The organism is Pseudomonas sp. P1.31, from assembly GCF_001269815.1.
Taxonomy (GTDB): Bacteria; Pseudomonadota; Gammaproteobacteria; order Pseudomonadales; family Pseudomonadaceae; genus Aquipseudomonas; species Aquipseudomonas rustica.
The window spans coordinates 90,895-105,383 of the sequence record NZ_LHVN01000036.1; the positions used below are offsets into that span (position 1 = coordinate 90,895).

The 14,489-nt window shown below is 58.5% G+C and carries 9 protein-coding genes; 7 read left to right on the plus strand and 2 right to left on the minus strand.

Features of this window, described 5'->3' with window-relative positions; translation table 11 throughout:
* The first annotated feature begins 213 nt into the window (after positions 1-213).
* The 3 genes from AD669_RS23145 to AD669_RS23155 all read left to right on the plus strand — a co-directional run bounded on the left by AD669_RS23145 (position 214) and on the right by AD669_RS23155 (position 3,202).
* Complete coding sequence (locus tag AD669_RS23145) at positions 214-2,067, plus strand: DUF4105 domain-containing protein (protein ID WP_053123998.1); 1,854 nt, start codon at positions 214-216, stop codon at positions 2,065-2,067.
* 213 nt (positions 2,068-2,280) lie between these two features.
* Entirely contained in the window at positions 2,281-2,637 is a 357-nt protein-coding gene (locus tag AD669_RS23150) for a hypothetical protein (RefSeq protein ID WP_053124000.1), read from the plus strand.
* A gap of 70 nt (positions 2,638-2,707) precedes the next feature.
* Positions 2,708-3,202 carry a GreA/GreB family elongation factor gene (locus AD669_RS23155; RefSeq protein ID WP_053124002.1) on the plus strand — a complete coding sequence of 165 codons (495 nt, stop codon included), beginning with the start codon at positions 2,708-2,710 and terminating at the stop codon, positions 3,200-3,202.
* On the opposite strand, the gene gdhA is transcribed toward AD669_RS23155, so the two are convergent.
* Together gdhA and ettA are read right to left on the minus strand one after the other, a co-directional pair.
* Positions 3,199-4,536: an NADP-specific glutamate dehydrogenase gene (gene gdhA / locus AD669_RS23160; protein ID WP_053124004.1), complete on the minus strand. Its 1,338-nt coding sequence runs from the start codon at positions 4,534-4,536 to the stop codon at positions 3,199-3,201. The two genes, AD669_RS23155 and gdhA, sit on opposite strands and share 4 nt — an antisense overlap.
* Before the next feature lie 349 nt (positions 4,537-4,885).
* Positions 4,886-6,550 carry an energy-dependent translational throttle protein EttA gene (gene ettA / locus AD669_RS23165; RefSeq protein WP_008078577.1) on the minus strand — a complete coding sequence of 555 codons (1,665 nt, stop codon included), beginning with the start codon at positions 6,548-6,550 and terminating at the stop codon, positions 4,886-4,888.
* A 285-nt stretch (positions 6,551-6,835) separates the two neighbouring features.
* On the opposite strand from ettA, the gene morA reads away from it, so the two are divergent.
* From morA to AD669_RS23185, 4 genes are all read left to right on the plus strand, one after another.
* The gene (gene morA, locus AD669_RS23170) at positions 6,836-10,684 is read left to right on the plus strand and encodes a cyclic di-GMP receptor MorA (protein ID WP_053124007.1); all 3,849 of its coding nucleotides are present in this window, start codon (positions 6,836-6,838) and stop codon (positions 10,682-10,684) included.
* A gap of 179 nt (positions 10,685-10,863) precedes the next feature.
* Entirely contained in the window at positions 10,864-11,346 is a 483-nt protein-coding gene (locus tag AD669_RS23175; RefSeq protein ID WP_053124009.1) for a hypothetical protein, read from the plus strand.
* Positions 11,347-11,556: 210 nt separating this feature from the next.
* Positions 11,557-12,810: a serine hydroxymethyltransferase gene (gene glyA, locus AD669_RS23180; RefSeq protein ID WP_053124011.1), complete on the plus strand. Its 1,254-nt coding sequence runs from the start codon at positions 11,557-11,559 to the stop codon at positions 12,808-12,810.
* Between the two features lie 329 nt (positions 12,811-13,139).
* A complete protein-coding gene (locus AD669_RS23185; protein WP_053124013.1) occupies positions 13,140-14,453 on the plus strand; it encodes a C4-dicarboxylate transporter DctA in 1,314 nt (437 codons plus the stop codon).
* The last annotated feature ends 36 nt before the right edge of the window (positions 14,454-14,489 follow it).

Here is a 14,489-nt window from a genome sequence, read left to right on the forward strand (position 1 = left end):
GATTCCACCGTGACGCTGAACCTGTGGTGAGGGGATTTATCCCCGATCGGCTGCGCAGCAGTCGTGAACCTGTGCATGCGGTATAACTGGTGCATTGGGGATATAGGTTTTGGGGCCGCTTCGCTGCCCAACGGGGATAAATCCCCTCGCCACAAGGGTGGAGTGTTAACCCCCGATTCGGGTTTTATTTTCTTTCGACTTAAGTTGCCACTTATGCTCAAACGCCTTGCCTGGCTGGCGCTCTGTGTCTGCGCCCCGCTGTCCGCCGCGCCCCATGTCGACCCTCAACGTTTGCAGCAACTGGCCAACGACCGCTTCTGGATTTCCCTCGGTCATTACGAAACCGCCAAACTCGGCGGCTGGCGCAGCTATGTCAGCGACAAGAAATTCTTTCTCGCGCCTGATGGCAATGAACATCCCGATCACGAATTGGCGGCGACCGTGCAAGCGTTGTACGCCCCGGCCAGTCTCGGTGAAAAGCACGCGCAGTGCGTTTACCCGGCGCGCACTCGCTGGCTGAAAGCGCAGCTCAATCTGAAAGATCTGCCGGCACCTGATTGCGCCGAGTACAAAAAATGGATGAAGGACGTCTCGCCGCACAGCGCGGTGATGATCTTCCCGGCGGCGTATTTGAACAGTCCGTCATCGATGTTCGGCCACACCTTGCTGCGCATCGACCAAGCTGACGTGCAGGCCGACAAGACCTCGCTGCTCAGCTACGCGATCAACTTCGGCGCCTATATCGAAGGGTCGGACAACAGCATCCTTTACGCCTGGAAAGGTTTGATGGGCGGCTATCCGGGCCTGTTCGCGCTGGTGCCGTATCAGGAAAAACTCTCCGAATACCGCAGCCTGGAAAATCGTGATCTGTGGGAATACCGACTCAATCTGACGCAAGAAGAAACCGCACGCATGGTCGAACATGTGTGGGAGTTGAAGCAGATCCAGTTCGACTATTTCTTCTTCGATGAAAACTGCTCGTACCGCTTGCTGGAGTTGCTGCAAGTGGCCCGCCCAAGTCTGCGCCTGACCGAGCAATTCCCGCTGACCGCAATTCCGACCGACACCGTCAAAGCGGTGAAAGAAGCCGGGCTGGTGGAAAGTATTGAATATCGTCCGTCGCGTGAGCGCGAACTGCTGAGCCGCGCTGAGCCGTTGACGGGTGAAGAACAGGATTGGGTGCTGAAAGTCAGCGCCGATCAACAAGTGTTGCAAGAGCCGACCTTCAAAGCCCTGCCCCGCGATCGTCAGGCACTGATCATCGACGCGGCGTATCGCCTCGAACGCTACCGAGCCAACGGCCAGGAACGTGATCCGCAACGGGCGCAACGCAGTTTCGAACTGCTGCGAGCGATCAATAAAAACCCGGCACCCGATCTGCAGATTCCGCAACCGGGCTTGCCGGAAGACGGCCACGAATCGCGCACCTGGCAGGCCGGCCTCGGCACGCGCGGCGATCGTGCGTTCGGCGAGTACGGTTTGCGCATGGCTTATCACGATCTCAACGACAACGCCGAAAGCTTCCCGCTCGGCGCGCAGATTGAAATCCTGCAAATGAAGCTGCGTCAGTACGAGGGCAATCACTGGCAGTTCCAGCAACTGGATCTGGCGACGATTCGCTCGCTGACGCCGCGTAATGAGTTGTTGCAGCCATTGTCGTGGCAAGTCACCGGTGGTCTTGAGCGCGTGCCGGGCAAGCATGATGACGAGACGCTGGTCAGTCATGTGAATGGTGGCGGTGGCGGCACGTGGGCGCTGGGTGATGATGTGCTGGGATTTGCGCTGGGCACCGTGCGGGTTGAGCACAACAATGACTTTGCTGAATTTGTTTCGCCGGCCGGTGGGTTCAATACCGGCGTGCTGTGGCGCAATCCTCTGGGAAATATGAGCCTGGAGGCCAAGGGTGATTACTTCACCAATGGCGAAGTGCGGCGCAGTTTGAGTCTGAATCAGCAGTGGGAACTGTCGCGCAATCTTGGTTTGCGCTTGAGTGCGCAGCGCGAGTTCAGCCACATCGCCACGCCGGAAACGGAAGTCATGCTCGAAGTGAAGTGGTATCACTACTGAACCCGAACCTGGCCCCCTGTAGGAGTGAGCCTGCTCGCGATAGCAATTCATCAGTCACTGTTGCTGTGACTGATACACCGCCATCGCGAGCAGGCTCACTCCTACAAGAGAAATGCGCTGTTCAACGAATTACTCACATGCCTTTCACCAACGCCCGACGAATCTGCTTCTAGACTCTCCTTATAAGCCGGACAACCGGCTCAGGAGAGTGCGATGTGGCGGTGTGCGGGTTTGCTGGGGGTTTTGCTGTTCGTGAGCGGTTGCCAGACCACCCACGATGATTTGATCGCCAAAGGCTACCCACCGGCCTTTGCCGACGGTTTCGATGACGGTTGCGTCAGTGGTCGCCAGGCTGCCGGTTCGATCAGCGGCGAATTCCGCAAAAACGTCCCGCGCTATCTCAAAGACAAGCAATACGCCGAAGGCTGGACTGACGGCTTCCGCCAATGTCAGGCGATGCTCGAAAACAAGGATCGCGACGAGTACCGCAACGAGCATTGGGACGAACGCGAGCGCGCCTGGCAGCAGCAAAAAGATCAGGACGCCGCGCGAGCCTATCGCTCGCCCTAGGTCGCTCCCAGACATCCAGTGAAACCAAATGCCTGCGAGCATGGCCCAAACCTCATACGAGGAGGAACCCATGAGCCGTGCTTTCGTCAACGAAGACAACGCCGCCGCACAAGCCGATCAACCGGTTGAACGGCAGGTCAGCGAGCAGCCCAATTACGTCACGTCACAAGGCTTGGCGCAGTTGCAGGCGAAAGTCGCCGAACTGCAAACCCAACACGCCGAGCAGTCGGCCAAAGGTGAGCAGGCCGACAAACAACGGCTGGCCGACCTGCAAAGAGATTTGCGTTATTTCAATCAGCGCTTGAGCAGTGCGCAAGTGGCTGTGCCGGCAACGTCCAGAGACAAAGTGCAGATCGGCAGTTGGGTCACCTACGCGGATGAGCACGACACAGAACGCCGCGTGCAACTGGTCGGTGAAGATCAGGCCGATGCCGCGAAGGGCCTGATCAATTGGGGTTCACCGCTGGGCCGGGCGCTGCTCGGTGCCCGGCTCAACGACGAGGTGCTGTGGCAGCGCCCCGCCGGCGATCAAGTGATCGAAGTGATCCGCATCGAACCGGCTTAAACCACGCCCTGCGCCAGCATCGCGTCGGCAACTTTGACGAAACCGGCGATGTTCGCGCCTTTGACGTAATTGATCCGGCCGTTCTCTTCGCCGTAGTGCACGCAGGCGTGGTGGATCGATTGCATGATGTTGTGCAGCTTGCTGTCCACTTCACCCGCCGTCCACAGCAGACGCATGGCGTTCTGCGACATCTCCAGACCACTCACCGCGACACCGCCGGCATTGGAGGCCTTGCCCGGCGCGAAGAGAATGCCGGCCTCGATAAAGATATCCACAGCCTCCAGCGTGGTCGGCATGTTCGCGCCCTCAGCGACGCATACGCAGCCATTGCGCAGCAGCGTGCGCGCGGCTTCGGCGTCGAGTTCGTTCTGCGTGGCGCACGGCAATGCGATATCGCATGGCAGCGACCACGGCAACTGACCGGCGCGGAATTCCAGACCGAATGCTGAGGCCAATTCGCTGATGCGCCCGCGTTTGACGTTTTTCAGCTGCAGCAGCGCCGACCACTGTTCTTCGCTCAGGCCCGCCTCGCAATACAGCGTGCCTTCGGAGTCGGACAGCGAAATCACCTTGCCGCCCAGATCCATCACTTTGCGTGCGGCGTATTGCGCGACGTTGCCGGAACCGGAGATCGCCACGCGTTTGCCTTCCACGGTTTGCTCGCGACGTTTGAGCATTTCTTCCGCGAAGTACACACAACCGAAACCGGTGGCTTCCGGACGAATCAGGCTGCCGCCGTAGGTCATGCCTTTGCCGGTGAGGACGCTGGTGAACTGGTTGCTCAGGCGTTTGTACTGGCCGAAGAGGAAACCGATCTCGCGCGCACCAACGCCGATGTCACCGGCCGGCACGTCAACGTCGGCGCCGATGTGGCGGTACAACTCGCTCATGAATGCCTGGCAGAAACGCATGACTTCAGCGTCGCTCTTGCCCTTCGGATCGAAGTCAGCGCCGCCCTTGCCGCCGCCCATGGGCAACGAGGTCAGAGAGTTTTTGAAGGTCTGTTCGAAGGCGAGGAATTTCAGCACGCCCATGTTCACCGACGGATGGAAACGCAAACCGCCCTTGTACGGGCCGATGGCGCTGTTCATCTGGATGCGGAAACCGCGATTAACCTGAACCTTGCCCTGATCGTCGACCCACGACACGCGGAACACCACGGCACGCTCCGGCTCGCAGAGGCGTTCCAGAATTCCCGAAGTCAGGTAGTGCGGATTGGCTTCGAGAAACGGCCACAGACTGCGCAGGACTTCTTCAACGGCCTGGTGAAATTCGGGCTGATCCGGGTCGCGTTGTTTCAGGCGGGCAAGGAAGGATTCGACGGATTCGATCATGGGGAAAGTCTCGGCAAATTTATTATCGTTGGAAGAGATTGGGCCGGACTGTAACAAACGAATTGCGCACAGGAATAGAGCGAAATGTCGCGGATATGAAATTAAATGGTGCACAGGATATAAATCTGAAGCCTTTTTAGACAGATATCGCACCTGAATGGTGATTCACAAAACAAGCTTTGCACCAACAGGAAGGCAGCCTTCGCGAGCAAGCTCGCTCCCACATTTAAAATGCGTTACCCCTGTGGGAGCGAGCTTGCTCGCGAATGCCGCGACTCGGTTCATCTGAAAAAACTCCGGCAAAAAAAAACGGAGCCCGAAGGCTCCGCTTTTATGCAACCAACCCGAATCAGGCCAGTTTCTTGTGACGTACCCGGTGTGGCTGGGCAGCCGCTTCGCCGAGGCGTTTCTTGCGATCCGCTTCGTACTCGGTGTAGTTGCCTTCGAAGAAGATCGCTTGCGAGTCGTCTTCGTACGCGAGGATGTGTGTCGCCACGCGGTCAAGGAACCACCGATCGTGAGAGATCACAATTGCAGCGCCCGGGAAGTCCAGCAGGGCTTCTTCCAGAGAACGCAGGGTTTCAACGTCGAGGTCGTTGGACGGTTCGTCGAGCAGCAGGACGTTACCGCCCTCCTTCAGGGTCAGCGCGAGGTGCAGACGACCGCGCTCACCACCGGACAGATCCTTGACGAACTTCTGCTGATCGCCGCCCTTGAAGTTGAAGCGACCGACGTAGGTGCGCGACGGGATCTCGTAGTTGCCGATGCGGATCTGGTCGGAACCGTCGGAAATCTGCTGGAACACAGTCTTGCTGCCGTCGAGGTCGTCGCGGCTCTGATCGACGCAAGCCAGTTGCACGGTTTCGCCGACTTCGATGCTGCCCGAATCCGGCTGCTCCTTGCCCATCAGCATGCGGAACAGAGTCGATTTACCAGCACCGTTACCGCCGATCACACCGACGATCGCGCCCTTCGGCATCGAGAACGACAGGTTGTCGATCAACACGCGATCGCCGTAGCCCTTGGTGACGTTCTTGAATTCGATGACCTTGTCGCCCAGACGCGGGCCGGCCGGGATGTAGATCTCGTTGGTTTCGCTGCGCTTCTGGAATTCCTGCGATTGCATTTCTTCGAAGCGTTGCAGACGAGCCTTGGATTTCGACTGGCGGGCTTTCGCGCCTTTGCGCACCCACTCCAGTTCTTCCTTCATGGCTTTTTCGTGCGCCGACTGCTGCTTGGATTCAGCGGCCAGACGATCGGACTTGGCTTCAAGCCAACCCGAGTAGTTGCCTTCGTATGGAATGCCCGCGCCGCGGTCGAGTTCCAGAATCCAGCCGGCGACGTTGTCGAGGAAGTAACGGTCGTGCGTGATCGCTACCACAGTGCCCGGGAAGTCGTGGAGGAAATGCTCCAGCCACGCAACGGAATCGGCGTCCAAGTGGTTGGTTGGTTCGTCGAGGAGCAGCATGTCCGGCGCGGACAGCAGCAGGCGGCACAGGGCCACACGACGCTTTTCACCACCGGAGAGGAATTCGACCTTGGCGTCCCACGCCGGCAGACGCAGTGCGTCGGCAGCGACTTCCAGTTGGCGATCAAGGTTGTGACCGTCGCTGGCTTGCAGGATCGCTTCGAGCTTGGCCTGTTCAGCTGCCAGTTTGTCGAAGTCGGCATCTTCTTCAGCGTAAGCCGCGTAGACCTCGTCCAGGCGGGCCTGGGCGTTCTTGATCACGCTGACCGCTTCCTCGACCACTTCACGCACGGTCTTGGTGGGGTCAAGTTGCGGCTCTTGCGGCAGATAACCGATGTTCAGTTCCGGCATCGGGCGCGCTTCGCCTTCGAACTCGGTGTCGACGCCAGCCATGATTTTCAGCAGCGTGGACTTACCCGAACCGTTGAGGCCGAGCACGCCGATCTTGGCGCCGGGGAAGAACGACAGCGAAATGTTTTTGAGGATTTCCCGCTTCGGCGGAACAACTTTGCCCAGCCGATGCATGGTGAAGACGTATTGAGCCATGGAGAACCTTGGGTCAGTGACAGATGAATGATTGCAGCGCGGGCGATGCCCGGCCAGACCATGCGCGTCGTTCACTTGATGGTTATCAATGCGTGCGCGCTGAAAAAGTCTGAGTCTAGGAGCTGGAACGCTCCCGCGTAACCGGCAAAGCTACCTGAATGACGGAAGGCAGTCCAGCCGAGCGGGGCTGGCACTTCGCCACAACTCAAGGCATGCTAGCCGCCCTTTGGGCGTCCGGCTTATAGTGCACGTCGCGCCAGTCCAGCCAGACCGCAGGATTACAGCTTGTCCAATGTCACTCCGCCAGCCTCTGTGAGCAGCACCCCTCCGGCGCCCGGCTCACCCCTGCGCGGGACATTAAAGGGTGCGCTGGCGACTTTGGTGCTGTTGCTGCTGGCGTTGCTGTTCTGGCAACTGCTCGATCAACTGCGCGAGACCCAGAAAAACCAGCGCCAGTACACCATCGATTACACCGCCGACCTCGCTTCACAAGTCAGCCTGAACATGGCGCTGAACGCGCAAATCGCTCTCAACCTGCTACCGATCGTCGAGCAACCGCAAACCGCCGACGAACAGCAGGCGCTGCTGCGCAAACTTCAGCAATCGCTGCCGGATCTGCGCAGCATGGCGTTGCTCAGTCCTTCCGGGCGAATCCTCAGCGACAGCGCCGCCGACAGTCACGACGCCGATTACCTCACCGAACTGGTTCGGCGCAGTCGTGCTCAGGCGCATTACTTCAGTAACGCCGATGACGGCTCGGTGGTGCATCTGTTGCTGCATCAGGCCAGCGGCAGTTCGCGCGGTTATTGGGCGCTGCGCCTGACGCCGACGTTTTTCGATTCGCTGACCAAACAGGGCGAAACCGGCCTGCGCCCTTTGTGGCTGGTGGAAAACCGCATCAACCATCAGATCGTCAGTCGCGATAAAGCGTTGCCCTCGGCCAAGCCCAGCGTGCTTTCCCCTGACGATCTGGCCGACACGGTGCTGACTGTGCCGCTGAGCAGCAGCGACTGGCAGTTGCGCGGTTTGTTCGACCGTCAGCGCGTGCTCGAAGAATTGCTCCCGGCGTTTATCGGCAAATGCCTGCTCGGTCTGGCTTTCTCGCTGCTGCCGGTGATCGCGCTGTTGAACATGCGCCGCCGTCAGCGCCAGTTGCATGAAGGTCGCCGGCGCTATCAGGATATTTTCGAAGGCACCGGCGTTGCGTTGTGTGTGCTCGATCTCTCTGGCCTGAAACAGGTTTTCGAGAAAGCGCAGATCCAGACCAGCGACCAGCTCAAGGCCTGGCTCGACCAACCGGCGCAACGCCAGCAATTGCTGCAAGAGTTGCGTGTCACCGAGGTCAACCAGGTCGCGTTGCAACTGCTCAACGTCAATTCCTGCGAACAAGCGTGGCAACTGTTGATCGACGGTCATCCGCACCGTCAGTGCGCGATCGGCAATCAAATCCTCGACGCCGTGCTGCAACAGCAAAAGCAGCTGGAACTGGAAATCAAACAGGCGGACGTCAATGGCCGCGATCAACACCTGTGGATGGTTTTGCGCCTGCCGACCGAGCAGCACGATTACACGGCGGTGATCCTCAGCATCAACGACATCACCAGCCGCAAACTGGTCGAGCTGTCGTTGCTGGAGCGCGAAGGGTTCTGGTCGGACGTGGTGCGCACCGTGCCGGATCATCTGTATGTGCAGGACGTGATCAGCCAGCGGATGATTTTCAGCAACCACCACCTCGGCCAGACCCTCGGCTACAACCGCACCGAGCTGCACCAGATGGGCGAGTATTTCTGGGAAATCCTTCTGCACCCGGAAGACGCCGATTATTACCACCGCTCGCGCCAATCCCAGCGCCATGCCGGTTACAGTCAATTACTGCAATGCCAACTGCGCTTCCGCCATCGCGACGGTAACTGGCGGCGTTTCGATATTCGCGAACAGGCACTGGCGCGCGACAAGCACGATCAGGTCACGCGGATCATCGGCGTGGCCAAGGACATTACCGAGCAGATCGAGGCCAGCGAGTCCCTGCGCGACAGCGAGCAGCGTTATCGCATGCTCGCCGAGAGCATCAGCGACGTGATTTTCTCCACCGACAGCAAGCTCTCGCTGAACTACGTCAGCCCGTCGGTGCAGGCTGTGCTGGGCTTTGATGCCGAGTGGATTTTCCAGAATGGCTGGCAATCGATCATTGCCAACCCGCAGCAACTGAGCGGCATCTACACGCTGATGGATCGGGTCAGCAAGTCGCTGAATAAACCCGAGCAACTGGCGCTGTTGCGCGGTCAGGTGCAGACGCAATTGTTCCTGTTCGACTGTCTGCGCGCCGATGGCCGCAAGATTCCAATCGAACTGCGTCTGGTCTTGGTGTGGGATGAGCATGGCGGTTTTGAAGGCGTGCTCGGGGTCGGTCGCGACATCAGCCAGCAGCGCCGCGCCGAAAAAGACCTGCGCATGGCTGCCACCGTATTCGAACACTCGACCTCGGCGATCCTGATCACCGATCCGGCCGGTTACATCGTTCAGGCCAACGAAGCGTTCAGTCGCGTCAGCGGTTACGCGGTGAGCGAAGTGCTCGACCAGTTGCCGAACATGCTCACGGTCGACGAACAGCAGGACGCGCATCTGCGTTACGTGCTCAAGCAATTGCATCAGCACAGCACCTGGGAAGGCGAAGTCTGGATGAAGCGCCGCAATGGCGAGCATTATCCGGCGTGGGTCGGCATCACCGCAGTGCTCGACGACGAAGGCGATCTGGCCAGTTACGTGTGTTTCTTCAGCGACATCAGCGAGCGCAAGGCCAGCGAACAGCGCATCCACCGCCTCGCTTATTACGACGCCCTGACCCACTTGCCGAACCGCACGCTGTTCCAGGATCGCTTGCACACGGCGCTGCAATCGGCCGAACGACAGAAGTCGTGGGTGGTGCTGATGTTCCTCGACCTCGACCGATTCAAACCGATCAACGACTCCCTCGGCCACGCCGCCGGCGACCGCATGTTGAAAGACATGGCCACGCGCCTGCTGGCCTGCGTCGACAACGACGACACCGTCGCGCGCATGGGCGGCGATGAATTCACCTTGCTCCTGCAACACCGTTCCAGCCGCGAACTGGCGCTGAACCGGGCGATTCATGTGGCCGAGCAGATTCTTGCCAGCCTGGTGCGACCGTTTGTGCTGGAAGGCCGCGAGTTTTTTGTCACTGCGAGTATCGGCATCGCCCTGAGTCCGCAGGATGGCAACGAACTCAGCCAGTTGATGAAGAACGCCGACACCGCGATGTACCACGCCAAGGAACGTGGCAAGAACAACTTCCAGTTCTATCAGGCCGACATGAACGCCAGTGCGCTGGAGCGTCTGGAGCTGGAAAGCGATTTGCGCCACGCCTTGGAACAAGACGAATTCGTCTTGTATTACCAGCCGCAATTCAGCGGCGACGGCAAACGCCTGACCGGCGCCGAAGCCCTGCTGCGCTGGCGTCACCCGCGTCGTGGACTGGTGCCGCCGGGGGATTTCATTCCGGTGCTGGAAGAGCTCGGTCTGGTGGTCGACGTTGGCGATTGGGTGATCAGCGAAGCCTGCCGCCAACTGAAGACCTGGCACCAGAACCGTGTGCGCGTGCCGAAGGTGTCGGTGAACATTTCCGCGCGGCAGTTCTCCGACGGCCAACTCGGCACGCGGATCGCCACGATCCTGCGCGAAACCGGCCTGCCGCCGGCGTGCCTGGAACTGGAGCTGACCGAAAGTATTCTGATGCGCGAAGTCAGCGAGGCGATGCAGATTCTCGCGGGGCTGAAAAACCTTGGTCTGAGCATCGCGGTCGATGACTTCGGCACCGGTTATTCATCGCTGAACTACCTCAAGCAATTCCCGATCGATGTGCTGAAGATCGACCGCACATTTGTCGACGGTTTGCCATCCGGTGAGCAGGACGCGCAGATTGCCCGGGCGATCATCGCGATGGCGCACAGCCTGAATCTGGCGGTGATTGCAGAGGGTGTGGAAACCCACGAGCAACTGGATTTCCTGCGTGAACATGGTTGCGACGAAGTTCAGGGTTATCTATTCGGGCGGCCGATGCCGGCGAGCCGGTTTGAGGCGCAGTTCAGCAATGATGCGTTGTTCATGTTTGACTAATAGAGTCTTCTACAAAGATCCGTATAAAGTTACAAACCAGCTAGAGCCAGCCCGACTAATACCCGCTGCAAGAACCACATATCGAAACATACTCACCCTCGCGAAACTTATTGCTTATGTTAAGTTTAGATTAATGACGATGCGTCATTACCCAATCTATTCAACACAGGAGCATTAATATGAGCACGGATTGCCAGAAATCTTTCATCGGCACATTGAGTTATAACGGAGAACCGATTTGCGTCGAGCGGCTCTTCGCAGAAGGTCGCGGAGGCTTCCAACGGCTGGTCGTCAATGCACATAAACGCCCGACAATCTTTGAGTTCCGCTGGGAGAACGACGCCTATCGCCTGTCGGTACGCGGTAGCTCGCAAGATAGCCAGTTGGTTCATCTAAATAACCATGGCGAAATCGCCGTCAGCCCGGCTAGTGAAGCGACCAATACTGAATTCGATTTCAGTGGTTTTTCACCGGAGTTATTACAAGGCGACTCCACCAAACTTCCGATACTCGTTAAACCCGGACAGCCTATTACACTGGATATAAAAACGGGGGCGGGCGTGATTGTTTCGACTGGCCAACGGGAACAGAAAATTTACTTCACAACCGAGCCAACAAAACCTATCGCTGTGTTTACATTAAACGTAATTGAGCGTCTTTAATTACTACTGAGTACATCGCAGCCTGCGGCAGCTCTCCCACGGATCAGGACATCGACGCCACCGCAGGCTGCGACGCTTAGGATCGGCAAATGCACCGCACATCTGTCATGAACGCCACTTGTCTGCGACATGATGCCGTTTCATATGCCATCTAAAACCCGTTGGGTTAGAATGCCTCCCTTTTCTGCCCCCCGATCCTTGAGGACCGCCATGTTCAGCCGTGATTTGACTATTGCCAAGTACGACGCCGACCTTTTTGCCGCCATGGAGCAAGAAGCTCAGCGCCAGGAAGAACACATCGAGCTGATCGCTTCGGAAAACTACACCAGCCCAGCGGTGATGGAAGCTCAAGGCTCGGTGCTGACCAACAAGTACGCTGAAGGCTACCCAGGCAAGCGTTACTACGGTGGTTGCGAGTACGTCGACATCGTTGAGCAACTGGCCATTGACCGCGCCAAAGAGCTGTTCGGCGCCGATTACGCCAACGTTCAACCGCACGCCGGTTCGCAAGCCAACGCGGCTGTTTACCTGGCTCTGCTGCAAGGTGGCGACACCATTCTGGGCATGAGCCTGGCCCACGGCGGTCACCTGACCCACGGCGCCAGCGTGTCCTCCTCCGGCAAGCTTTACAACGCGGTTCAATACGGCATCGACGCCAACGGCCTGATTGACTACGACGAAGTCGAGCGTCTGGCAGTTGAGCACAAGCCAAAAATGATCGTGGCCGGTTTCTCTGCCTACTCGCAGATTCTCGATTTCCCACGCTTCCGCGCCATCGCTGACAAAGTCGGCGCTTACCTGTTCGTCGACATGGCTCACGTGGCCGGTCTGGTCGCCGCGGGCGTCTACCCGAACCCGGTGCCTTTCGCTGACGTCGTGACCACCACCACGCACAAAACCCTGCGCGGCCCACGTGGCGGCCTGATCCTGGCGCGCGCCAACGCCGACATCGAGAAGAAGCTGAACTCCGCGGTATTCCCGGGCGCCCAGGGTGGCCCGCTGGAACACGTGATCGCCGCTAAAGCGATCTGCTTCAAGGAAGCGCTGCAGCCTGAGTTCAAGACTTACCAGGAACAAGTGGTGAAGAACGCCCAGGCCATGGCCGAAGTGTTCATCGAGCGCGGTTTCGACGTGGTTTCGGGCGGTACCAAGAACCACCTGTTCCTGCTGTCGCTGATCAAGCAGGACATCTCCGGTAAAGATGCTGACGCCGCTCTGGGCAAAGCCTTCATCACCGTGAACAAGAACTCCGTGCCAAACGATCCACGCTCGCCGTTCGTTACTTCCGGCCTGCGCTTCGGTACTCCGGCTGTGACCACTCGCGGCTTCAAGCAAGCCGAGTGCAAAGAGCTGGCCGGCTGGATCTGCGACATCCTGGCTGACCTGAACAACGAAGCGGTGATCGACGCCGTTCGTGAGAAAGTCAAAGCCATCTGCAAGAAACTGCCGGTATACGGCGCTTAATTGCGACGTTAAATCCGCAGCATGAAAAACCGGCCAAGTGTGATTGGCCGGTTTTTTTTCGCCTGAAAAAAGATCAAAAGATCGCAGCCTTCGGCAGCTCCTACAGGTGAACGCATTCCAAATGTAGGAGTTGCCGAAGGCTGCGATCTTTTGATCTTAACCACCGGTCAGACCGGTCATGCCAATTTCGCGATTCCCCCTTGTATTCAAGAAAAACCCCAGCGTAGACTGCGCCTGCACTGGACATACCGGTAAGACCACAATAATTAAGTCCTGAATCTGATGCGTTCAAGCGCACGGCAGCCAGGACACCGACCAGGATTCCTCCCATGCTCAGATGGTGCTCGCGTTCAATCTTCCTCCAAGTGGTTCTCGGACTGGTGCTCGGCATCGTCTGCGGGCTGACCCTTCCTGAATATTCGGCCCAGCTCAAACCGCTCGGCGACGGTTTCATCAAACTGATCAAGATGCTCATCGGCCTGATCGTGTTCTGCGTAGTGGTCAGCGGCATCAGCGGCGCGGGCGATCTGAAGAAGGTCGGGCGCATAGGCCTCAAATCGGTCATCTACTTTGAAATCCTTACCACCATCGCCTTGGTGATCGGTCTGGTCTTCGCCTTCAGCACCGGCATCGGCAGCGGTGCGAATATCCATTTGGAGCAGTTGTCCGCCGCCGACATGGGCGACATCGCCCAGCGCGGCCAGCACATGCACACCACCACGCAGTTCCTGATGGATCTGATTCCGACTTCGGTGATCGGCGCCTTCGCCGACAACAACATTCTGCAAGTGCTGCTGTTCTCGGTGCTGTTCGGCAGCGCGTTGAATCTGGTCGGCGAAGCGGCGTCCGGGATCTCGCGACTGATCAACGAATTGAGCCATGTGATCTTCCGCATCATGGGCATGATCGTGCGTCTGGCGCCGATCGGCGTGTTTGGTGCCATCGCCTTCACCACCAGCAAATATGGCCTCGACTCGCTGCAGCATCTGGGCAGCCTGGTCGGTTTGTTTTACCTGACCTGCATGGCTTTCGTCGCGCTGATCCTTGGCACTGTCATGCGCTTGTCCGGCCTGCGCATGTGGCCGCTGCTCAAATACCTGCGTGAAGAATTGCTGATCGTCATGGGCACCGCTTCGTCTGACGCCGTGTTGCCGCAGATCATGCGCAAACTCGAACACCTCGGCATCGGCAGCTCGACGGTAGGGCTGGTGATTCCAACCGGCTACTCATTCAACCTCGATGGTTTTTCGATCTACCTGACGCTGGCCATCGTGTTCATCGCCAACGCCACCGGTACGCCGCTAGCGATGACCGATTTGCTGACGATTCTGCTGGTGTCGCTGATCACCTCGAAAGGCGCCCACGGCATTCCCGGTTCGGCACTGGTGATTCTGGCGGCGACACTGACCGCGATTCCAGCGATCCCGGTGGTCGGCCTGGTATTGGTGTTGGCCGTGGACTGGTTCATGGGCATCGGCCGCGCGCTGACCAACCTGATCGGCAACTGCGTCGCCACGGTTGCGATCGCCCGTTGGGAAAAAGACATCGACGTACAACGCGCCAACAAAGTACTCAGCGGTCAGCAGGGCTACACCTTTCAACCGCGTAAACCAGCAACTCCCGCGCACCAGCAGGAGTTCTGATTTAACCCTGTAGGAGCTGCCGCAGGCTGCGATCTT

What these genes read in the sequence shown, in the direction of transcription:
- AD669_RS23145 (WP_053123998.1), top strand. Translation starts at nt 214, where the DNA reads ATGCTCAAACGCCTTGCCTGGCTGGCGCTCTGTGTCTGCGCCCCGCTG.
- AD669_RS23150 (WP_053124000.1), top strand. Translation starts at nt 2,281, where the DNA reads ATGTGGCGGTGTGCGGGTTTGCTGGGGGTTTTGCTGTTCGTGAGCGGT.
- AD669_RS23155 (WP_053124002.1), top strand. Translation starts at nt 2,708, where the DNA reads ATGAGCCGTGCTTTCGTCAACGAAGACAACGCCGCCGCACAAGCCGAT.
- gdhA (WP_053124004.1), bottom strand. Translation starts at nt 4,536, where the DNA reads ATGATCGAATCCGTCGAATCCTTCCTTGCCCGCCTGAAACAACGCGAC.
- ettA (WP_008078577.1), bottom strand. Translation starts at nt 6,550, where the DNA reads ATGGCTCAATACGTCTTCACCATGCATCGGCTGGGCAAAGTTGTTCCG.
- AD669_RS23175 (WP_053124009.1), top strand. Translation starts at nt 10,864, where the DNA reads ATGAGCACGGATTGCCAGAAATCTTTCATCGGCACATTGAGTTATAAC.
- glyA (WP_053124011.1), top strand. Translation starts at nt 11,557, where the DNA reads ATGTTCAGCCGTGATTTGACTATTGCCAAGTACGACGCCGACCTTTTT.
- AD669_RS23185 (WP_053124013.1), top strand. Translation starts at nt 13,140, where the DNA reads ATGCTCAGATGGTGCTCGCGTTCAATCTTCCTCCAAGTGGTTCTCGGA.